General features: G+C 57.9%; 19 protein-coding genes. 15 read left to right on the top strand and 4 right to left on the bottom strand.

Annotated features, from left to right (window positions below; all coding sequences use genetic code 11):
- Positions 1–25: 25 nt before the first annotated feature.
- Complete coding sequence (locus AmiPiv_RS00240; protein WP_340035903.1) at positions 26–244, bottom strand: hypothetical protein; 219 nt, start codon at positions 242–244, stop codon at positions 26–28.
- Between the two features lie 226 nt (positions 245–470).
- Between AmiPiv_RS00240 and AmiPiv_RS00235 the strand changes: the two genes are divergently transcribed.
- A complete protein-coding gene (locus tag AmiPiv_RS00235; protein WP_340035234.1) occupies positions 471–950 on the top strand; it encodes an Hsp20 family protein in 480 nt (159 codons plus the stop codon).
- Between the two features lie 99 nt (positions 951–1,049).
- The gene (locus AmiPiv_RS00230; protein ID WP_340035233.1) at positions 1,050–1,568 is read left to right on the top strand and encodes an Hsp20/alpha crystallin family protein; all 519 of its coding nucleotides are present in this window, start codon (positions 1,050–1,052) and stop codon (positions 1,566–1,568) included.
- 662 nt (positions 1,569–2,230) lie between these two features.
- On the opposite strand, the gene AmiPiv_RS00225 is transcribed toward AmiPiv_RS00230, so the two are convergent.
- Both AmiPiv_RS00225 and AmiPiv_RS00220 read right to left on the bottom strand, forming a co-directional pair.
- The gene (locus AmiPiv_RS00225; RefSeq protein ID WP_340035902.1) at positions 2,231–3,145 is read right to left on the bottom strand and encodes a nucleotidyl transferase AbiEii/AbiGii toxin family protein; all 915 of its coding nucleotides are present in this window, start codon (positions 3,143–3,145) and stop codon (positions 2,231–2,233) included.
- Positions 3,135–3,761, bottom strand: coding sequence for a type IV toxin-antitoxin system AbiEi family antitoxin domain-containing protein (locus AmiPiv_RS00220; protein ID WP_340035232.1), 627 nt, complete (start codon positions 3,759–3,761; stop codon positions 3,135–3,137). The genes AmiPiv_RS00225 and AmiPiv_RS00220 overlap by 11 nt, the downstream gene beginning before the upstream one ends.
- A gap of 788 nt (positions 3,762–4,549) precedes the next feature.
- Here AmiPiv_RS00220 and AmiPiv_RS00215 point away from each other — a divergent pair.
- Complete coding sequence (locus AmiPiv_RS00215; RefSeq protein WP_340035231.1) at positions 4,550–5,398, top strand: hypothetical protein; 849 nt, start codon at positions 4,550–4,552, stop codon at positions 5,396–5,398.
- A gap of 316 nt (positions 5,399–5,714) precedes the next feature.
- On the opposite strand, the gene AmiPiv_RS00210 is transcribed toward AmiPiv_RS00215, so the two are convergent.
- Positions 5,715–6,449: a GntR family transcriptional regulator gene (locus AmiPiv_RS00210; RefSeq protein WP_340035230.1), complete on the bottom strand. Its 735-nt coding sequence runs from the start codon at positions 6,447–6,449 to the stop codon at positions 5,715–5,717.
- Positions 6,450–6,888: 439 nt separating this feature from the next.
- On the opposite strand from AmiPiv_RS00210, the gene AmiPiv_RS00205 reads away from it, so the two are divergent.
- From AmiPiv_RS00205 to AmiPiv_RS00150, 12 genes are all read left to right on the top strand, one after another.
- Positions 6,889–7,620 carry a haloacid dehalogenase type II gene (locus AmiPiv_RS00205; protein ID WP_340035229.1) on the top strand — a complete coding sequence of 244 codons (732 nt, stop codon included), beginning with the start codon at positions 6,889–6,891 and terminating at the stop codon, positions 7,618–7,620.
- Between the two features lie 58 nt (positions 7,621–7,678).
- Entirely contained in the window at positions 7,679–9,388 is a 1,710-nt protein-coding gene (locus AmiPiv_RS00200; RefSeq protein ID WP_340035228.1) for a dihydroxy-acid dehydratase, read from the top strand.
- A gap of 9 nt (positions 9,389–9,397) precedes the next feature.
- Positions 9,398–10,126 carry an SDR family oxidoreductase gene (locus AmiPiv_RS00195; protein WP_340035227.1) on the top strand — a complete coding sequence of 243 codons (729 nt, stop codon included), beginning with the start codon at positions 9,398–9,400 and terminating at the stop codon, positions 10,124–10,126.
- Between the two features lie 48 nt (positions 10,127–10,174).
- Positions 10,175–11,059 (top strand): fumarylacetoacetate hydrolase family protein, encoded by an 885-nt coding sequence (locus AmiPiv_RS00190; RefSeq protein WP_340035226.1) that lies wholly within the window; start codon positions 10,175–10,177, stop codon positions 11,057–11,059.
- On the top strand, positions 11,052–11,816 hold the full coding sequence (locus tag AmiPiv_RS00185; protein WP_340035225.1) for an ABC transporter permease: 765 nt from the start codon (positions 11,052–11,054) through the stop codon (positions 11,814–11,816). Before AmiPiv_RS00190 ends, AmiPiv_RS00185 begins: the two co-directional genes overlap by 8 nt.
- Before the next feature lies 1 nt (position 11,817).
- The gene (locus AmiPiv_RS00180) at positions 11,818–12,588 is read left to right on the top strand and encodes an ABC transporter ATP-binding protein (protein ID WP_340035224.1); all 771 of its coding nucleotides are present in this window, start codon (positions 11,818–11,820) and stop codon (positions 12,586–12,588) included.
- Between the two features lie 24 nt (positions 12,589–12,612).
- Complete coding sequence (locus tag AmiPiv_RS00175) at positions 12,613–13,572, top strand: ABC transporter substrate-binding protein (RefSeq protein ID WP_340035223.1); 960 nt, start codon at positions 12,613–12,615, stop codon at positions 13,570–13,572.
- Between the two features lie 88 nt (positions 13,573–13,660).
- Positions 13,661–14,503: an SDR family NAD(P)-dependent oxidoreductase gene (locus AmiPiv_RS00170; protein ID WP_340035222.1), complete on the top strand. Its 843-nt coding sequence runs from the start codon at positions 13,661–13,663 to the stop codon at positions 14,501–14,503.
- A gap of 50 nt (positions 14,504–14,553) precedes the next feature.
- Positions 14,554–16,971: a transketolase gene (locus AmiPiv_RS00165; RefSeq protein ID WP_340035221.1), complete on the top strand. Its 2,418-nt coding sequence runs from the start codon at positions 14,554–14,556 to the stop codon at positions 16,969–16,971.
- Positions 16,972–17,057: 86 nt separating this feature from the next.
- The gene (locus AmiPiv_RS00160) at positions 17,058–17,825 is read left to right on the top strand and encodes a helix-turn-helix transcriptional regulator (protein WP_340035220.1); all 768 of its coding nucleotides are present in this window, start codon (positions 17,058–17,060) and stop codon (positions 17,823–17,825) included.
- A 77-nt stretch (positions 17,826–17,902) separates the two neighbouring features.
- Positions 17,903–18,547, top strand: coding sequence for an acyl-homoserine-lactone synthase (locus tag AmiPiv_RS00155; protein WP_340035219.1), 645 nt, complete (start codon positions 17,903–17,905; stop codon positions 18,545–18,547).
- Positions 18,548–18,620: 73 nt separating this feature from the next.
- Positions 18,621–19,514, top strand: coding sequence for a LysR family transcriptional regulator (locus AmiPiv_RS00150; protein WP_340035218.1), 894 nt, complete (start codon positions 18,621–18,623; stop codon positions 19,512–19,514).
- Positions 19,515–19,517: the final 3 nt, after the last annotated feature.

Raw genomic sequence — 19,517 nt, 5'->3', positions numbered from 1 at the left:
AGACGGCCCGGGGCCGAACGAGGTGCTAAGCTTCGTCCTCGTCCGGTTCCAGCATCTCGATCAGCCTGCCCACTCGGGTACCGGGCAGCAGACGCCCCGCACCCATCAGCGCCTCGTCGTTGTGAAGCCAGCCCCATGCCTCCCGAAGCTCCTCGGCCGATGCTCCGGTCTCCATCAGCTCTGCGACGAGTTCGTCGTCGACCGGCCCGAGCACAGATGTGATCTCCTCGCGCGTAATCGCCATCATCCAGCCTCCTAGTATTTGCGACGTATTCTGAGCAGGTGAGGTCCAGAAACGCCGCATGTCTGATCGACGTTCCGGCGACAATTTTGGTTGCGTAAGGGTCTTGAAGCGCGAAAAAACGATTCCTAGGTCAGTGACGCCGGTCGCTGAACGGGACCGGCATGGTCAGGGAGCGCCGGCTTCTTGGCGCTCCTCGTACCCATGTTGCTCAATGGAGGATATGGCTATGAGAACAGCATTCGACTTTTCCCCGCTCTATCGGTCGAGCATTGGCTTCGACCGCGTCTTCGACCTTCTCGAGAACGCGAGCCGAGTAACAACGACCATCGACAACTGGCCCCCTTACGACATCGCCAGGATCGGCGAGGACGACTACCGCATCACCATGGCGGTGGCCGGCTTCAGCCAGGACGAGTTGTCGATGACGCAGGAGCAGAACATGCTTCTGGTGACCGGCGAGAAGAACGGCGAAGACAAGGCCGAGTACCTGCATCGTGGCATCGCTGGCCGAGCGTTCGAACGCCGCTTCCAGTTGGCCGACCACGTAAAAGTTAGTGGCGCCAGTCTGGAGAACGGCCTGCTAACGATCGATCTCAAGCGCGAGATTCCCGAAGAGATGAAGCCGCGCCGGATCGAGATCGGCAGCGCAGCGGCCACGCCGAAGGTCGCGCAGCGCAAGATCGAGGCCGAAAGGCAGGCCGCCTGAGCAATCCACGATGATGCTCCCAAGAGCCGGACGTTCGCGTCCGGCTCGCGGCGGAGCTTTGCAGAAGGGCACACCATGAAGGCATGAAGGAGAAAAACGATGAGCGTACGTGATCTGATCCCCTGGGGCCGCAACGACGGCAACCAGCTTCCGAGCGTCTTCCGCGATGACGATCGCGACCCGTTCCTGTCGCTGCACCGCGAGGTGAACCGGCTGTTCGACGACGTCTTCCGTGGTTTCGACAGCCGCCTGCCGGCCCTAGGCAGGTTCTCCTCCTTCGGCGGCGGAGGCTGGCCGAACGTGGAAGTCTCCGATGGCGAGAAGGAGATCCGCGTCACGGCCGAGGTTCCCGGCCTTGAGGAAAAGGACATCGAGGTGCTGCTCGAAGACGGCGTGCTGACGTTGAAGGGCGAGAAGCGGTCCGAAACCGAAGACAAGGACCGTCAGTTCTCGGAGCGCTTCTACGGTCGCTTCGAGCGCCGCATCCCGCTTGGCTACGAGGTCGAGGACGACAAGGTCAGTGCCAATTTCAAGAACGGCGTGCTGACCGTCGCCCTGCCCAAGACCGAGCGTGCGCAAGCGAAAGCCAAGCGCATCGCCATTAACGGCAAGAACTGATGTGCTCAAACCAGCCGGAAGCAACCAGCCTCCGGCCCGGGCTCGCGGCTCGTCTTCGAGCCGCGAGGAGCGCCATAGGCTGTGCGGCGGCTGCAGACAGCTGACCGGCGTTGGGAGCTTGCCGTGGAGCTGCCCGTACGCCAGCGCAAGAGCCAAGCAGGGCGGACAATCGGCTCATGCCATCATCAACGAGACGCTTAACTATTGATATTGAAAATCTTTTTTCACGCTCAGAATCAAAAACACCGTCACTTTTACCGTCAAATTCTAACTATGGCCTATCATTGAGGAATTTGGGGTCGCCAGGCCCGGCATTCATGTCGGATCCTGCATCATCTATCGGCAGTCACAACACGCTGATAAGTCACTGATTTTTCTATACCGCCAAATTCGATCGTCTAGTGGAGTCCGCCTTGGGCACATCATAAACAAGGTTGCGGACCTAGGGTACTCGACTTGTAATCGTTTGATATCACAGAACAATTCTCTTCCGTGGACAGTCGCTCCAACCGAAGACAAATGACGGTATGGCGTCCTCGCGCTTGAGACACTTCACTTCCCGGATTTTGGCGGTCGGCTACACTTCGGGTTCCCGTTGGAGCGCGTCCGGCGCTCCGCTCCTTGCGACCCGTCCGGCCCAGAGCATCAGAGCAAGCCGAGCTTTACGTCCACGGCCCGCCGGCCGGCCAACGGTGGCCGAACTCCTCGTGGCCGGCTGAGGCTCGGAGCGGCGGGAGAACGAACTCGGCAATACCACTGATCACGGCAGGGAAATTCGCCGGTCGCAGGAGCAGCGGTTCCCTTCCTACGAACGCCGACCATTGCCGTGCCTTCTCGCTGTCCTCGGCAAAAGCGACGCTGAGTCCAACCGGAATGTCCGTCGGCAGCGGCGTGCCACGACGTTCAAAGGTCGCTCGGATTGCCTGAGCCAGCGATCCGCCTTCGAATGCGAACAGCCGCGACAGCGCCAGCAGGTCGTAAAAGTCCTTCATGCGGCTGTTCGCTTGCCCAAGCGCGACGATCGCCTGGAGCTTCTCGGCAACGACGGTCTCTCTCGGATAGGCTCTCAGTCGAGGACCCTCGGTCGACAGAAGCGATGGAAACTCCAGCACCTGCGCCGCTGGCGTAACGGCGTCGCCGAAGCCGATGTCGACCTGCACGGGTATCCGTGTCCTTCCGAGATACGCCGTCGTCTTCACCCTGACGCCACCGTATTGCTGGTCTTCACGGATTGACTCGACGTTCAGGCCGTCCGTGTCGAGCACCAGCCCGTCATCTTCGACCTGCGCCTGGCAGATCGCGTCGAACACGGTCTTGATCGCCGTTACGGCGGGATCGCCGAACCCGAGAAGGTCGAGGTCCTGCGTCGGTCGAAACGGATCATCGAGCCAGGCCGCGAACAGCATCGCACCCTTCAAGATGAACTGGTCGCGATGCGGCGAGATGCTGAGCCGATAAAGCAGTCTCTCGATGGCGTATCGCCTCAGGAAGAGCTGATAGTCCGTTCGCTTCTCCCGAGCGACGTTGCGCAGCCGGGCAAGAACCGACGCGGAAAGGTTGGCCGGGCTATCCTTCATCGGCAACCACGCTTTCGAGATAGGGACGCACGACGCTCCAGATGCGCAGGCGCTGCGCATATCGGACAATGTCGTCGGGCTTGGCCCTTCTGGACCGCCAGCCCATGCGCAGCGCTTCCATTGCAACGTCGAGGCCGACGGTGTTGCGGAAACGGAAGCAGTCGACGATCGTTTTGGCCGGATCGAAGATCCGGACAGGCACCGAATCGATGATGTGCGTGTCGACACCAAGGGTGAGCGCCTTTTCGCCGAAGCGGGCGACACGGATAGGCGGGTAGTCGATCGCCGGCTTGCGATCCTTCGAGCCGATTGCGATCCAGATGCTCCGCGGCAGCTGCAGCGTGATCTCATGAAACTGGAGCGCCGATACGAGGCAGATCACACCCTTTGGAACACGCGTCGCGACCTCGGCCAGGGAATGCGCGACATCGACGTCGGCACCTGCGCGTTCGTAGAGCCCGCGCGAGGGGCGTTGGAGGACGCCCTCGTCGACCAAGCGGGCAAGCGTGGCCGGATTGATGCCGTGACGTTTCAGGTCCGACAGACGCATGATCCCGTGGCGCTCAATCAGTTTCACGGCAAGGTCGCGCTGCGAAGTTTCGGCGGATTTGGTCATGTATTAAAACGTAGGCAATTGCAGTTAACTTCCGACGTTTTATTACATCAGGTCATGGCAGGCTGGCAAGCAGTCCTTCCTCCTGTTCTGTCCGTGGTGGCCCTTCGGCTCGGCCTGATCACCAAGCGGATCATGCAAATTCATCGACCTTAGGGGAATGGCGATTTGCCCTTGAGCGCCTCTTGAGATCGTCGAACCGCCCCTCACCTGAAGCGGCGCCGTCTTCGTGCTGTCACTGACATGTGCGGGGAGAAGGGCAAGTTAGCTTCTGATAGGACCCTGGGATGAACCGCCACGCTACGGACCAGAGCGCGAAAGTCTTCGAAGGAATACCCTTCGTTTCTGGCCAAGGCGTGATCGACTTGCCATCGACGGCGCATGCGCCGCGCGGTGTCAGTTGGATCGCGGCGCGATCCGCTTGCGGAGAACAAGACCGTGCTCGACGAACATGGAGGTAAGGCGTGGGGCGATCATATAATTGGAACAACATTCTTGTGCTGCCGGACGACCTTCGCGCGTTTGCCTGGTCTGCACCAATGCGCGATTTAGCGGCTAAGCTCGACCTGTCCGACGTCGGACTGAGGAAGCTCCTGGCAAGCTACGGTGTTGCGCCGCCGCCCCAGGGATATTGGAACAAAGTGCATGCCGGAAAGCCCGTACCGACGCGCCCCTAGGCGCCGCCACGGCGCCCCGGCGAGACTGGCCGACTAAGTGTGGATGCGCGGTTTGCCAAGGTTCTGTCCTCAGCTCCGGCGCCTTCGTCCGAAGGTCCATTCGCTTCCCCGCTGGTGCTGGAAAATCTCGACGAACTCTACGCGCAAGAATTGAACGCGGTTGGTCGGGCTTCCGCTCCGAAGACACTCGATGCGCCGCATAGCGGTCTGGTGCAGTTGCTCAAGCAAGAGCAACGTCGGCGCGAGAAGGCGGCGGAACGCGAGCATCATTGGGACCAACCCAAGTTCGACACGCCGATTGCCAAGCGGCGGCTGAGAATCCTCAATGGGATATTTCTGGCGCTTAGCAAGCGCGGCCATGGCGGCGACGCCTATGAGAGTGATGGAGAAATCCACGCCCGTGCGATCATAGGCGACACTTACTTGGGTTTGGAAATCGCTATCGCCGGCAAGCACCGGACGGTGCGCCAGTATGGCCATGTCCGGCTGGCGCCCGATCTCCCAGCGGCGACGCCGCTTACGCTACGGCTCGATCCAGGCTTCGACCGCAGAGGCGGCAAGACTTGGCGGGACGATGAGGGCGGCAACCTGGAGGCAAAGATCGCCCCCATCGCAGCTGCCATTATCGTGGCGGGCGAAGCGAAGTTCAGGCAGAGCCTTCGCGAAGAAGAGGAGCGTGCGGAGCGAGCACGGCAGGAGGAGGAAAAGCGGCGGCAGGAGCGGCTTGCGGAGCTAAATCGCCAGCGCTTGGAAAACTTGCGCACCAGTGGCGAGCTGCTGCGCCAAGCTCAAGAGATTCGAGCGCTGGTTCAGCGCGTACGGCAGGCGATCGTTGAAGGTTCCGTCGATATTGACGCCTCGGTGCTTGAAGCGTGGGAGAGATGGGCGCTCGCAGAGGCTGACAGGATCGATCCGGTGCGCTCCGGTCAATTTACAAGTCACATCAATGAGCCGACGCGCTAGACTAGCTCGTACCCCGCGGCTTCTTCTGGTTCTCAATGCACTAGCAAATCCGGACGGCCCAACTTCGAGGAATCAGTTGAGGGCCTCAAATAGCAACAGGAAAAGCACAAGGACGGCCGTATGTCCTTTTGTCATCAAGTGCCCCGTCTAACTGATTGGCGTTGTCGCACTAAGAGCAAAAAAGAATAGCGCTATTTGATGGAAGTCCGGATTCCGTCAACCATGCCGTCGCTTCGAAGCGGCAGGCACAAGAATAGATAAATAATATATCGCTATCTTGAATGGCGTGAATGACGCACGCTTGGTCAATCGTGCACTAGGACGACACGACCTTTATCCTCTGAGCTACCGCCTTACCGATGAAGTCCATCATTGCCTCGGTTGCTTTCACACCTCCCTGAATATCGGATTTCGCGATACACCTGAGTCTCTCACTGTGAAGCCTACCGATATTGAAAAATTCTCCGCTCTGCTTCATATTGTAAAAATATATTCTCCTGGACATGCTGTAAATCGGTATCAGATATTTCTCCAAATATTCGTTCTTTGTTGCCTGCAACATTTGCTGATACATTATCACTCCAATGTGCATAAAGCTGCTGGTGTCCTGTTTGGTCGCAGACTCAAGTATTTGGACTGCAAGGTACCCGATGATATCTTTCTGAGAGTCGGTGCCATTCAAAATCGCCTCGCGCGTCGCCACGAGTTCCAACGCAGTCCGGACGACAAGCAGTTGCCCCATCTTCTCAAGAAGAGGTTCCTGTATCCGAACTCCAACGCGCCGCCGTAAATCAACGAGCCCTTCGGTTTCTAATTGCTTGAGAGCATCCCTTACGGGAGATCTGCCCATTCCAAGAATATCGCAAAACTGATCAACACTATAATAAGCTCCAGGACGAAGCTCCATCGAACTAATCAATGTCTCAATCACCTTAAATGCAATTTCAGATTTTGTATTCGTGCGAGCGTCCGCCGAGTTTTGCGCACCAATTATGCTCCTCGCCCAATCCTTCAGATGAGTCATATGGGTGCGCTGATCATCTAGGGCCATGTTTGGCTAATCTCCAATCGATTCCGAGGCGGCGATCCCAGTTTCGTGGGTAATAATAGGCCCCAATCACTCCATCAACCACCGAGGCAGCCGCGCTTGGTTGAATAATATATTATTGCACTCCGCGGTCAAGCTGGCTGAGGAAAGCTCTCCAAGGCCGATGGCCTGCCTTCAAGGACCAAATATTTTTACCTATTCGGACAAGCGGCTCGCTTAAGCGAGTTCTGCCAAAGCGATGTGGGCCCACCATGGCCGCTTGCCTCCACGGGAGGGGTTAAAGTTATTTAACATATCTTTGATTTGTCAGACAAGCTTTCATAGCCAACCCTTATCTATGTGTTTTTATTAGCTTTTTTATAGTTCACAAACGCGTTATGGCTACCATCTTGACCCTATTGAACAATAATGTATTATTGTCTCGCGGATTAGGGAGGAAATGATGACGGGTAGCGTTAGGGCGCTTGTGTTCGACGTGTTCGGAACGGTCGTGGATTGGAGAAAGACTGTCATCCAGGAGGGGATCGCCCTCGGATCCGCGAAGGGTAAGCAGATCGCTTGGGAAGAGTTTGCCGACCGGTGGCGGGTCGAAGGCTATGTTCGCGGCGTTGATGATGTCAGCGCGGGCAAGCTCCCTTGGATGAACGCAGACGAGCTGCATCGCCGGAAGCTTGATGAGCTCCTGATTGAATATGGCTTGGAGTTGAATGAAGCCGAGGCCGCCCATTTCAATCGCGTATGGCACCGGCTGGAGCCATTTCCCGACGCGGTCGTGGGTCTTGAGCAGCTACGTCAGCGGTACACCATCGCTCCCCTCTCCAATGGAAACGTCTCGCTGCTGACAAACATGGCCAAGCGTGCCGACATCCGGTGGGATTGCATCCTGTCGGGTGAGCTCTTCAAGAAATACAAGCCGGATCCCCAGGTGTATCTTGGCGGCGCGCGGCTTCTGGGCCTCGAGGCATCCGAGACCATGCTGGTCGCGTCGCACACCTCCGATTTGGAAGGTGCCCGTAGGGCGGGATTGGCAACCGCATTCGTGGGACGTCCGCATCAATGGGGAATCGGTGGGCCACTGGAGCCCAAGCCTTCAGATGCATTCGATGTGGTCGCGGTAGACTTCATCGATCTGGCCGACAAGCTGTTGACGATCAGAGTCCCAGCGTTTCGCTAGGTCGTCGCTCACTAGTCGCAGACATTTTCAGAATTAACACACAGCGATTGGACGCCTTATGAGATCGCATGACTGGTTCAAGCGCGGCGGCTTGCACGGATTCATTTATCGCTCCTGGGTATATAATGGCGGACTGACCCGCGAGTCCCTGGATGGGCGACCCGTGATCGGCATCGCCAATTCGTGGTCCGAACTGACCCCGTGCAATCGAAACCTGCGGCAATTGGCTGACCTGGTTAAGCAGGGGGTTATCGAGGCGGGCGGACTGCCGCTTGAATTTCCGGTCATGTCGCTGGGCGAAACACTGATGCGCCCGACCGCGATGATGTTCCGAAACCTTTCCGCCATGGCGATCGAGGAAACCATTCGGGCCAATCCCATGGATGCGGTCGTTTTGTTGACGGGCTGTGACAAGACCACTCCCGCGGCAATGATGGGCGCTGCGAGCGCAGGTTTGCCTTCGATCCTGCTGTCGGCAGGCCCCATGACCAAGAGCTTCCACAACGGGGCGCCCATCAGCGTCACGCAGATGTGGAAGTTTTCCGAAGAACGCCGGGCAGGTCGGATGTCCGACGAGGAATTTGCCGAGATCGAGCTAAAACTGAATGCATCCGAAGGCCATTGCCCGATCATGGGCACGGCGTCGACGATGGCTTCTCTTGTCGAGATACTTGGCTTGTCCCTCCCCGGAAATGCAGCCGCGCCCGCCACGAGCGCGGAGCGGAGGCGGCTCGCGGTCGAGACCGGAAAGGCAGCCGTGCTTGCTGCCCGATCGGATGAGGGCATCGCATCCTATTGTGACAGGAGGTCCCTGCAAAATGCGATCGTGCTGCTGTCGGCGCTCGGGGGCTCAACAAACGCGGTCATCCACCTCATAGCGTTTGCAAGACGTATCGGCATCCAACTGACCGTCGACGACTTTGACAAATTGTCGGATGCGGTTCCCAATCTCGCGAACATAGAGCCGTCAGGCCATTTCGCGATGGAGGACTACTATCGCGCCGGCGGAACGTCGGTCGTGATAAATGAGCTGATCAAAGGGTCATTGGTAGACGGCACATCCAGGAACTTCCTGGGTCATTCTTTGAGTTCTCTTTATGCATCCAGCGGAACACCTGACCAAAAGGTGATCTTTTCGGTCGATCAACCATACAAGAATACAAAGTCCATTGCTGTCGTTCGAGGTAATCTTGCGCCGATGGGAGCCATCGTAAAAGTCTCTGCGGCGTCCAAGGAACTACTTGAGCACGAGGGCCCCGCTTATGTCTTCGACAACGTCGATGTGATGCGGCGCGCGATGGCTGATCCTAATTTCGATGTGCCGGACGACACTGTATTGGTCCTGAGGAACTGTGGCCCCAAAGGCTATCCGGGCATGGCGGAAGTGGCCAATATGCCCCTTCCGAAAAAAGTTCTGGAGCGTGGCGTACGCGACATGGTCAGGGTGTCGGATGCACGCATGAGCGGTTCTGCATTCGGGACCGTTGTTCTGCACGTTTCTCCCGAGGCGAGTTCGGGCGGTCCCTTATCGCTGGTCGAGACGGGCGACCGGATCCGGCTCAGCCTCCACTCTCGTTCAATTGACCTTCTGGTCGACGAGGCAATACTCGATAAGCGCCGCGCCGAGCTCCAATCCTTCTCATCGGACAGATCGGTTGGAGGTTACCGCGAGCTGTACGCGCAATTCGTCAACGAAGCCGCAGACGGAGCCGACTTCAGCTTCCTCGTGCATCAGCGGCCCGTCTCCCTTCCTCTCGATAACCACTGAGGGGTGGACATGGAGAAGGTCAGACGTTCGCTGTTGGTCACAGGCGCAGCTCAAGGCATCGGCGCCTCAATTGCCAATCTGGCTCAAGAGACCGGATGGCACGTCCTCGCCACCGATCGAAGCGAGCAGATGAGCGGAGGCGCGCCGACGCTGTCGTATGACACGGCGAAACTCGACGTCGGCGCGCAAAGCGATATCGACGCCATCGTCGGCACGCGCGAGTTCGACGCCGTGGTGAACTGCGCGGCCATCGTGCCGGTTGGCAAGCTCTTGGACTGTAGCGCTTCCGAGCTCCTTGCTTGCATAGACATCAACGTTGGCGGAATCCACCGCGTGCTGCATGCGGCGTTGCCTTCCATGCGGCGCAAGAAAAGCGGCGTCATCGTCAACATTGCATCGATCTGTTCGACAATACGCTCATTCGACGACCGCTATGCCTACTCCGCCAGCAAGGGCGCCGTTATTGCGATGTCGAGGGCGATCGCCCTCGACTACGCGGCGGATGGCATCAGGTGCAACGTCGTTTGCCCCGGAACGATCAAGACCGAGTCCCTCAGGGCACGGGTCGACCAGGCTGGCGATCCAACTGCCATGCTTGCTCAGATGACCGCACGCCAGCGGCTCGGTCGCCTGGGCGCACCAGATGAGGTCGCCAGACTGTGCCTCTATCTGCTGAGCGATGCGGCATCGTTCTGCACTGGCGGTGTTTTCACCATTGACGGCGGAGCATCGCTCTAGGCGCCGCGCGTCGAGAGTGCTCCGCGGTATCGATCACAGGACCAAGTCATGAAATTCGCACGAATTGGCATTCGCGGGCATGAGCGACAGGCCATCCTTGATTCCAAAGGCACCTATAGGGATCTGACTGTGATCCTCCGGTCTTTCGACGACGGCATCCTTGATCCTCGGGCACGAGACGCAGTCGCGGCGGCGGACCTCGAACTGCTTCCGGCAGCGGACGCGTCCACCCGTGTCGGCCCATGTGTCGCCAATGTCGGCAAGATCATCGGGATCGGTCTCAACTATGCAGATCATGCGAAAGAAAGCGGCATGCCAGTCCCTGCCGAACCGGTGATCTTCGGCAAGCCCACAAGTGCGATATCGGGGCCTAACGATCCGATAATCATACCCCCAGGAAGCAGGCATACCGATTGGGAGGTCGAATTGGGCGTCGTGATCGGCAAGGCCGGATCGCACATCAGCGAAAATGAAGCGGCCAGACACATAGCCGGGTTCTGCGTGGTGAACGATGTTTCGGAGCGCGATTTTCAACTGAACCGCGGCGGCCAGTGGATCAAGGGCAAAGGGTATGACTCCTTCGCTCCCATCGGACCCTGGCTCGTGACGCCAGACGAAATTCCTGATCCTCACGATCTCGCAATGTGGCTCGAGGTTGACGGAACCCCGTATCAGCACAGCTCAACAGCCAATATGATCTTCGGCTGTTACGAGGTCATAAGCTACCTTTCACGCTTCATGAGCCTCCATCCAGGCGACATCATTACAACCGGGACGCCTGCCGGCGTTGGGATGGGCCAGACCCCACCCCAATACCTCCGCCATGGCCAAACTGTGCATCTCGGCATTGAGCGCCTCGGTGAGCAGTGTCAGCAAACTATTGATTGGCATCCGAACAACTCCGGGTCCCGCGAGGTCACCAGTAATGACTAACTCTCGCGCCCTCGATGGACTGATCTCTTTCCTTGTTGGCCTGCTGCTGTGGGATCTGTTGGCCCGCTTCATCATACGCAATCCGCTGTTTATCCCCACGGTTGATCAGGTTATTAATAGACTTGTTGAACTGTGGGGAACAGGTGAACTGCAAATTCACCTGATGACCAGTGGCCTCGAATTTGTTTGCGGATTTCTTCTGGCCATTATTTTCGGTGTCCTCGGCGGGATGCTGCTTACTGCATCCCGTTCGTTCCGAGCGCTCGCGGATCCGTGGGTGTCGATGCTCTACGCCACGCCTTTGATCGCGCTCGGACCACTATTCATTATCTGGCTCGGCATAGGTTTGATTTCCAAAATAGCTCTCATTTTCCTAACTGCAATCTTTCCAATTCTTATCAACACACAGATCGGCTTGGCCGAGACAGACAAGAACTACCTTGATTGCGCAAAGTCCTTTCGAGCAAGTCCTATTCAGACATATCTGAAGGTTAGGCTACCGTCTTCACTCCCGTTCATAATTGCAGGGATACGCCTCGGCGCAGCCCGTGGTCTTGTGGGAGTAGTTGGTGCAGAATTATTTGGTGCCCGTGCCGGTCTCGGCTTTCTGATCTTAACTTCATCCCAGAATTTCGACATTCCCGCAGTGTTTGGAGGCATCCTAATATTTGCTTTCACCGGCTTTCTAGTCGTGGAAGGTATTCAATGGCTTGAGAACAGGCTCGCCCCTTGGCGAAACAAGGGCAAGGAACTCTAAGATGTCAGTTCTATCTATAAAGCAGCTTTCGAAGTCATTTCCTGCAGGCATGAATACGATCGAAGCGCTTCGATCAATAAATGTGGATGTCAAGCAGGGCGAATTCGTGAGCATCGTGGGGGCGTCTGGATGCGGAAAGACAACATTTCTTCGCCTCTTGAACGGGCTCGAGCGCCCGTCTGGAGGGTCGATTTCTGTTGGCACACGTAGCTCCAACCAGCCTATGGCCTTTGTGTTTCAGCAAGATGCCTTGATGCCCTGGCGCACGATCGCGCAAAATGTGCAGTTCGGTCTTGAGGTTCAAGACACGCCTCGTGATTTGATGAACCAACGCGTGCTTGCGGTTTTGAAGACTGTGGGCCTTACAGGCTTTGAACAGCACTACCCCTATCAACTTTCCGGCGGGATGCGCCAGCGTGCCAACCTGGCTCGCGCGCTGGCTGTTGGTGCCGAAATTCTTCTCATGGACGAACCGTTTTCGGCGCTCGATGCCCAAACGCGCGAGATAATGCAGGAAGAGCTTACACGGGTTTGCTCAGAAACTAATAAGACAGTTCTCTTAGTTACTCACCAGATAGACGAGGCTGTTTATCTGTCAGATCGGGTTCTTGTTTTTACTACTCGACCCGGTCGATTGAAGGAAGAGGTCCCTATTACTCTTCCGCGTCCGCGCACTCTCGAAATCAAACGTACACCTGAATTCGTCCGACTAGTTGGCCGAATCTGGAGCCTTATCGAGGATGAGGTCAAATCCAGCCTTCAACAAACATAGGCCATGAAATCAAGGGAGGAAGATATGCTTAAATTGATGCTCACTATAGGAACGGGTTGCTTGGCCTTGGCGATTGCCAGCTTACCCTCAAGCGTCAAGGCCGAAACCCGCCAACTTCAGATCGGCGAGACTGCCCGACTGGCATTTTGCCTCCCCGATTTTGTAGCTAAGGACAAGGGATTTTACTCCAAGCATGGAGTTGATCCTGTCGTCACATATGTTGGGAATCCCGCAGCAGCTGTTCAGCAGGTGGTTGGCTCGGCATTCGACCTCGCATTTACGACTATGGAGGTCGCTATCCGAGCGAAGGATCAAGGGGCTCCCATCTCGATGGTTGGGTCTACACTGCTCCTGTTTCCACACTCAATCGTCTCCGACAGCAAGGTGAAGAACCCACCGGATCTGAAGGACCGTCGAGTGATGATGTCCGTTCCCAAGGATGCAATCAGCGCTCATTTCCTTGACTGGCTCAGCAAGGGCGGCGTATCTGAGAAAGAGATTGAGATTGTATATGATGGGGCAACGCCCAATCGATACGCCGCCTTAACAAGCGGCACAGTGGCCGTCACCGTTCTTGCACAACCATTCGACCTTCGGGCAACAGCGGCGGGGTACAACAAGCTGATGTCTGTGGCAGAGATGATGCCCGACGTTGGCTTCTACGCGATTGTCGCGACCAACTCCTGGATCGAGAAGAATGCGACCGATCTCGATAAGTATATCTCTGCGCTCCGGGAGGCGACTGAGTGGTTGTATGATCCAGCCAACCGCGATGAAGCTATCCGCATCCTGGCAACCAACATTCAGTCAGACCGCGAAACGGCTGAGCAGATATTTGATCTCTACGTCGGCGACATAAAAATATTCAATAAAGACATCAAAGTTCCACTTTCGGCTGTCGAAGGTAATCTGACCGTCCTGCGCCGGGCCGGTGCTGCTGGCGCAGAGGCGTCAACCTATGTGGACGCGAACTACGCCAGGTAAGGTCATGATGGAGGCGAGGCTCATACCAGCGACCTCGCCTCCTTTGTTTTGTTAAGTGCAAACCCGTTCGTTGGGAGTCCTGACTGGCATGGGAAGTGATTTTGATCTCTCTATGAGAGTGCCGTCAAAGGGACGGCTGAGCGGCAAAGTCGCAATGGTAGTGGGTTCCGGCTCAAGCGGATCAGGTTGGGGCAACGGGAAGGCCTCCGCCGTACTATATGCCCGCGAGGGGGCCAAGGTCTTCCTTGTCGATATCGATGAATCCGCGGTCAAGGAAACCGCCAAGACAATTCATGACGAAGGTAATTCTTGTTCGGTTGGCGTTGGAAATGCGTGCGACCCAATAGCTGCTGAGCGTTTTGTGAACGCATGCTTAGATGCGTTTGGACGAATTGATATCCTTCACAACAATATTGGCGTCCCTAAGTTCGGAAACCCAGTCGAACTCTCGCTTGCAGATTGGGATGCATCGTGGACGATAAATGTCACGTCTGCCTTCCTAATGTGCAAATACGTCTTGCCGCAGATGGAAGGATGCAGTCGTGGGTCTGTTATTAATGTGTCGTCGATTGCGGCACACAGATACCTCGGTGCTCCCTACACTGCCTACTATACGACCAAGGCGGCCGTAGTTCAGTTCACACGGGCCATCGCTGCTCAGTATGCTTGCAAAGGAATTCGGGCCAATACGATTTTGCCCGGCTTTATTGACACGCCCGCCTTCCGTGCGTCGGTAGGACCGAACCTTGAAGGCTATTCGGCCAACTCAGCGGCGAATTTGCGAGCGAAGCAGACACCGTTAGGAAGAATGGGAAGCGCATGGGATGTCGCCTACGCAGCTCTCTACTTGGCATCAGATGAATCCTCTTATGTTACTGGCTCAGAGTTGATCGTCGACGGCGGTGTTTCAGCATGCTCTGGTGTGACATAGATGGCTAATTTTCGAGTGGGATCGGAATCTTTTGGAATACGAGGGCGCTTATGAACGGAAATACTGTCGATGCTGCAGCCTGGTTACTTTCGGCGCTGGAGCAGCGGGTGCTATGGCTGTCGTCATGGATGATCCACCACGCCAACCATGTCCGGGACGCGGACGATGGCGATGTGAAGGTCGGCGGACATCAGGCGTCGTCGGCGTCCCTCTGCGCCATCATGACCGCGCTGTATTTCGGAGTCTTGAGGCCTGAGGACCGGGTGGCCGTCAAGCCGCATGCCTCGCCTGTGTTCCATGCGATCCAGTATCTTGCCGGCAACCAGACTCGAGACAAGCTCGAGGCTTTTCGCGCCTACAAGGGCGCTCAAAGTTACCCCTCACGGACGAAGGACGTGGACGACGTCGACTTCTCGACGGGCTCCGTCGGCCTCGGCGTCGCGCAGACGCTCTTCTCGTCCTTGGTCCAGGATTACGTCAGGGGTCATGGTTGGATGTCACATCGTCAGGAGGGGCGCATGGTCGCCCTTGTCGGCGATGCCGAGATGGATGAAGGCAACATTTACGAGGCCCTGATCGAAGGGTGGAAGCAGGGACTTCGGAACTGCTGGTGGATCGTCGACTACAACCGGCAATCTCTGGACGCGGTGGTTCGGGAAGGCCTGTGGGCCAAGTTCGAGCAGATGTTCAGGAGCTTCGGCTGGGACGTCGTCGTCCTCAGGCACGGGCGGCTGCAGGAAGCTGCGTTCGCGGAACCAGGCGGCGCCAAGCTGCGTCAGTGGATCGAGGACTGCCCGAACCAGCTCTATTCGGCCTTGACGTTCCAGGGCGGCGCGGCCTGGCGGCGGCGGCTGATGGACGAGATCGGCGATCAGGGTGAGGTGTCGGCTCTTCTCGAGCGCCGTTCCGACGACGAACTCGCGGCGCTGATGGCAAATCTCGGAGGACATGACCTGCCGACTTTGCTCGACGCTTTCGCAAATGCCTCGCAGCACGATCGTCCGACACTCTTCATCTGCTACACGAACAAAGGCCAGGGGCTGCCGCTCGCCGGACACAAGGACAATCACGCCGGCCTGATGACCCCCGCCCAGATGGCCGCCTTCCGGGCGGCTATGGGCGTGAGGGAAGGACACGAATGGGATAAGTGGGAAGGATCGGCCGTTCCACCGGATGCACTCGCGCGCTTCGTGGAGCAGGTCCCATTCTTCGCAAGCGGCAGACGCAGGCTGATGGACGAGCAGGTTGCTGTTCCCGACAGGCTGTCCGTGCCTGCCGCCGCAGGTAAGCAAATCTCGACGCAGATGGGCTTTGGTCAGATACTCAATGAGATCGCACGGGACGACAGTCCCCTGGCGCGCCGCATCGTGACGACGGCGCCGGACGTGACCGTCTCCACCAATCTCGGGCCATGGGTCAATCGCCGCGGCCTGTTTGCCCGCGACAGCCTGGCGGACACATTCAAGGCCGAGCGCATTCCCTCGACCTACAACTGGTCGTTCTCGCCAGAAGGGCAACATATCGAACTCGGCATCGCCGAATCCAACCTCTTTCTACTTCTATCGGCGCTCGGCCTGTCGCATTCGATCAACGGTGTGCGGCTGCTGCCGATCGGAACCGTCTATGACCCGTTCATCTATCGCGGCGCGGACCAGCTAAACTATGCCTGCTACCAGGATGCGCGGTTCATGCTGGTTGCAACGCCTTCTGGCGTAACGCTCGCGCCTGAGGGTGGTGCGCACCAGTCAATCGGAACTCCTCTCGTCGGCATGGCGCAGGACGGACTCGCAGCCTTCGAACCCGCATTCCTCGACGAGCTCGCCGTCATCATGCGGTTCGGCTTCGACTATATGCAACGCGATGGCGACGGAGATCCCGACGAGCGGACCTGGCTGCGGGACCAGACGGGCGGTTCGGTCTATCTGAGGCTATCGACACGGCCGGTCGTGCAGCCGCTCCGCCAGATAACACAGGATCTGGAACGCGACATTGTTGGCGGGGCCTACTGGCTGCGGCGTCCCGGTCCGAACGCGCAGGTGGTCATCGCCTATCAAGGCGCGGTGGCTCCCGAGGCGATCTCGGCGGTTGGCCTGATGGCTGAGGACCGACCCGAAGTTGGGCTCCTCGCGATCACCTCGGCCGACAGGCTGAATGCCGGCTGGACTGCCGCGCAACGAGCTCGCGAACGCGGTCTCGTTCACGCCCAAAGCCATATCGAGCGTCTGCTTGATGGGGTGCCCTCCAACTGCGCCATCGTGACCGTGATCGATGGCCATCCTGCCACCCTCGCCTGGCTTGGGTCTGTCAATGGACATCGAACCCGATCGCTCGGTGTCGAACACTTCGGGCAGTCCGGCACGATTGACGATCTCTACCGCGCGCACGGCATTGCAACAGAGGCGATCCTGCAGGCGGCCCAGTCGATGACACCGGGAAGGCCGCTTAGACATCTGAGGGTGGCGCAGTAGCCTCCTCGAATGGAAAAACACGAAAATAGCGAGATCTTGAAGGGGCCAAGTCTTGTTAGCAGCGTGCACAGCCGGGAAGACCGAGGATGGTCTCTTACACGCGCAGCAAAACAAACAAGCAATGGCGAGTTCGGCTCGACGATACGGCTGATTTCCTTGAGGAGATTCGGCAGTGTAAGACCATGGATCGCTTGTGCACGTGCGTACTCGGGCACATCAGCCACTACGGCGCCACGTGTCTTCTCGCCGGTGTAATCCCTCATCCGGGTTCGGCGCGCCGCGAACAGCTTGGACACGTCATACTCGACGCATGGCCCCAAGAATGGTCCGAGCGCTACTTTTCATGCGGCTATCTACACCGCGACCCCACAATACAGCTGGTAAAGAGGGGAGCGGCACCCTTTCTGTGGAGTGAAGTTGGCGAATTGTACAGGCTCGATGCGGACAATCGGCGTGTCATGGACGAGGCGGGCGAGTTTCACCTCAGGCAGGGTCTCACCTTTGCGTTCTCAGCCATCGGAGGCCGACCGGTCGGCTTTTCAATTGCTGGACAGAAAATAGAAGCCGACACTCGCGATAGAGCTTTATTGCAGCTTACGACTGCATTCGCATTTGGAAATGCGATCATGCTCTCCAACCCCAGGCATCAAGATAAGGCCATTCGATTGTCACCCAGGCAGCTTGATGTCCTTCGTTGGGCCGCAGAGGGGCTCAAAGTTGATGAAATTGCCGAAAGACTCTGCATCAGCGGACATACTGCCGACATGCATCTTCGTGCAATCCGCGAGAAGCTTGGGGTCAGCAACACTTTGCACGCAGTCGCTGAGGCCTTTCGCCTTCGGCTACTCTCCTAACACTACGGATTCCCGTAATGCCCTGAGCGTGTGAATTCCGTCAGCATCGGTCGATCCCAACATGGAGGAGAAAACCGATGCTTCATGTCGTTACGTCTCAGACCAAGGACAGCCACAGCGCGATGTTGGGTGAAGCATTCCAGCTTCGCCATCGTGTCTTTGTCGAAGAGAAAGGGTGGAGCGACCTCCGGCGGGCCGACGGCCGAGAAACCGACCGCTTCGACGATGAGCATGCCGTTCACATGGTTTATATAGAAGCTGGCAAGGTGATCGGCTATCAGCGCCTGTTGCCCACAACGCGGCCGCACCTGCTTTCGGAAGTAATGCCCGAATTGTGCGAGGGTGAGCGCCCCGTTGGGGCGAACATTTGGGAATGGACACGATACTGTGTCGAGCCGGCATATCGGGAACGCGGTCGGATGCTGAGCCCGGTCGCAAACGCACTGCTCTCAGGCATCGTCGAATGGGGTCTCGACACCGGCGTCGGTACCATCGTCATCGAGATGAACCCGCTTTGGCTTCTTCGCCTGGTGCAGCTTCACTTCCGGGTGACGCCGCTGGGAGTGCCGCATCTGATCAACGGCGAGGAGACGGTTGCGGTAACCGCGAAGTTCGATGAGCGCACACTCGGTCGGCTTCGCGAAACGCGCTCGGCCTCGTCCGCAGCAGTCGCGGCCTCCACCTTGCGTGAACCGCGTCCGAGCAACCACGTAGGGCGTTAGCCATTCAGCTTCGGCCGCTGTCTTCCTATTCTTAGGATACGCGGCGGCCGAGACGGAGAAGAAATGGTGGTAGATGCGGCGCTCCATTCAGCTTCTCACTCTTCAATACGTGCTCGTGGTCGCTGAGGAAGGCAGCTTCCTCGCGGCGTCGACACGGCTGAACATGCACCACACCGCGCTGAGCCGCCGCGTCCGCGATCTCGAGCTTTCGCTGGGAGTGACCTTGTTCGATCGTCACCCCGGCGGTGTCCGGCCAACCGCCGCCGGAGAACGCTTCCTTGCCAATCTCCGCCGGGTCCTGACTGACCTCGATGGAACGCTTTCCATGGTCGGCCAGAACGGCCGCGGCGAGACTGGCCATCTGTCGATCGGCATCGATGCACCGTTGCCGGCCTGCGGCTATGTCGATGCCGTCGTGGCGTTCGCTCGAGACAGACCGGACGTGGACGTCCGATTCACCGAGGCTTCGCGCGCGGACCTGCATTCCGGGCTCAGCAGCCGCACAATCGATGTTGTGATCGCGCATGGATTCGATCGGCGAGGCGCGACCGAAACCTTGCCTCTCTGGCGCGACCGCATCGTGGTGGCGATGGCAGCGGAGCATCCCTTGGCCGGCCGGAAGAAAGTCGAATTGGCTGACCTCGCCCAGGAGACGACCCTAATCAACTCGCAGTCGATGGAGTTCGGAACAATGTGCGGAATCGGGACTGATGCGGTCCCTTCTTCCATCGTTCGGCATGACGTGAGCCGATCGAGCCTGCTCAATCTCGTCCGGAAAGGGATTGGCGTCACGCTACTTCCCGAAAGCGACGTCGCTAGCCTGATCGAAGGCGTCGTATCGTCCGTGCTCACGAACAAGAACAGGTCGGTCCGCCTGCGCTATGATGCCTACTGGCGATCGGATAGCTCGAATCCGGTATCTGGGGCGTTTGTCGCCCTTCTACGGGCGACATATCAGCAAGATTGACTA

This window comes from Aminobacter sp. Piv2-1, from assembly GCF_037625995.1.
Taxonomy (GTDB): Bacteria; Pseudomonadota; Alphaproteobacteria; order Rhizobiales; family Rhizobiaceae; genus Aminobacter.
The sequence above is the reverse complement of the archived record's forward strand: the minus strand, read 5'-3'. Positions and strand labels throughout refer to the sequence as shown.

What these genes read in the sequence shown, in the direction of transcription:
- AmiPiv_RS00240 (WP_340035903.1), bottom strand. Translation starts at nt 244, where the DNA reads ATGGCGATTACGCGCGAGGAGATCACATCTGTGCTCGGGCCGGTCGAC.
- AmiPiv_RS00235 (WP_340035234.1), top strand. Translation starts at nt 471, where the DNA reads ATGAGAACAGCATTCGACTTTTCCCCGCTCTATCGGTCGAGCATTGGC.
- AmiPiv_RS00230 (WP_340035233.1), top strand. Translation starts at nt 1,050, where the DNA reads ATGAGCGTACGTGATCTGATCCCCTGGGGCCGCAACGACGGCAACCAG.
- AmiPiv_RS00225 (WP_340035902.1), bottom strand. Translation starts at nt 3,145, where the DNA reads ATGAAGGATAGCCCGGCCAACCTTTCCGCGTCGGTTCTTGCCCGGCTG.
- AmiPiv_RS00220 (WP_340035232.1), bottom strand. Translation starts at nt 3,761, where the DNA reads ATGACCAAATCCGCCGAAACTTCGCAGCGCGACCTTGCCGTGAAACTG.
- AmiPiv_RS00210 (WP_340035230.1), bottom strand. Translation starts at nt 6,449, where the DNA reads ATGGCCCTAGATGATCAGCGCACCCATATGACTCATCTGAAGGATTGG.
- AmiPiv_RS00205 (WP_340035229.1), top strand. Translation starts at nt 6,889, where the DNA reads ATGACGGGTAGCGTTAGGGCGCTTGTGTTCGACGTGTTCGGAACGGTC.
- AmiPiv_RS00200 (WP_340035228.1), top strand. Translation starts at nt 7,679, where the DNA reads ATGAGATCGCATGACTGGTTCAAGCGCGGCGGCTTGCACGGATTCATT.
- AmiPiv_RS00195 (WP_340035227.1), top strand. Translation starts at nt 9,398, where the DNA reads ATGGAGAAGGTCAGACGTTCGCTGTTGGTCACAGGCGCAGCTCAAGGC.
- AmiPiv_RS00190 (WP_340035226.1), top strand. Translation starts at nt 10,175, where the DNA reads ATGAAATTCGCACGAATTGGCATTCGCGGGCATGAGCGACAGGCCATC.
- AmiPiv_RS00185 (WP_340035225.1), top strand. Translation starts at nt 11,052, where the DNA reads ATGACTAACTCTCGCGCCCTCGATGGACTGATCTCTTTCCTTGTTGGC.
- AmiPiv_RS00180 (WP_340035224.1), top strand. Translation starts at nt 11,818, where the DNA reads ATGTCAGTTCTATCTATAAAGCAGCTTTCGAAGTCATTTCCTGCAGGC.
- AmiPiv_RS00175 (WP_340035223.1), top strand. Translation starts at nt 12,613, where the DNA reads ATGCTTAAATTGATGCTCACTATAGGAACGGGTTGCTTGGCCTTGGCG.
- AmiPiv_RS00170 (WP_340035222.1), top strand. Translation starts at nt 13,661, where the DNA reads ATGGGAAGTGATTTTGATCTCTCTATGAGAGTGCCGTCAAAGGGACGG.
- AmiPiv_RS00165 (WP_340035221.1), top strand. Translation starts at nt 14,554, where the DNA reads ATGAACGGAAATACTGTCGATGCTGCAGCCTGGTTACTTTCGGCGCTG.
- AmiPiv_RS00160 (WP_340035220.1), top strand. Translation starts at nt 17,058, where the DNA reads ATGGTCTCTTACACGCGCAGCAAAACAAACAAGCAATGGCGAGTTCGG.
- AmiPiv_RS00155 (WP_340035219.1), top strand. Translation starts at nt 17,903, where the DNA reads ATGCTTCATGTCGTTACGTCTCAGACCAAGGACAGCCACAGCGCGATG.
- AmiPiv_RS00150 (WP_340035218.1), top strand. Translation starts at nt 18,621, where the DNA reads ATGCGGCGCTCCATTCAGCTTCTCACTCTTCAATACGTGCTCGTGGTC.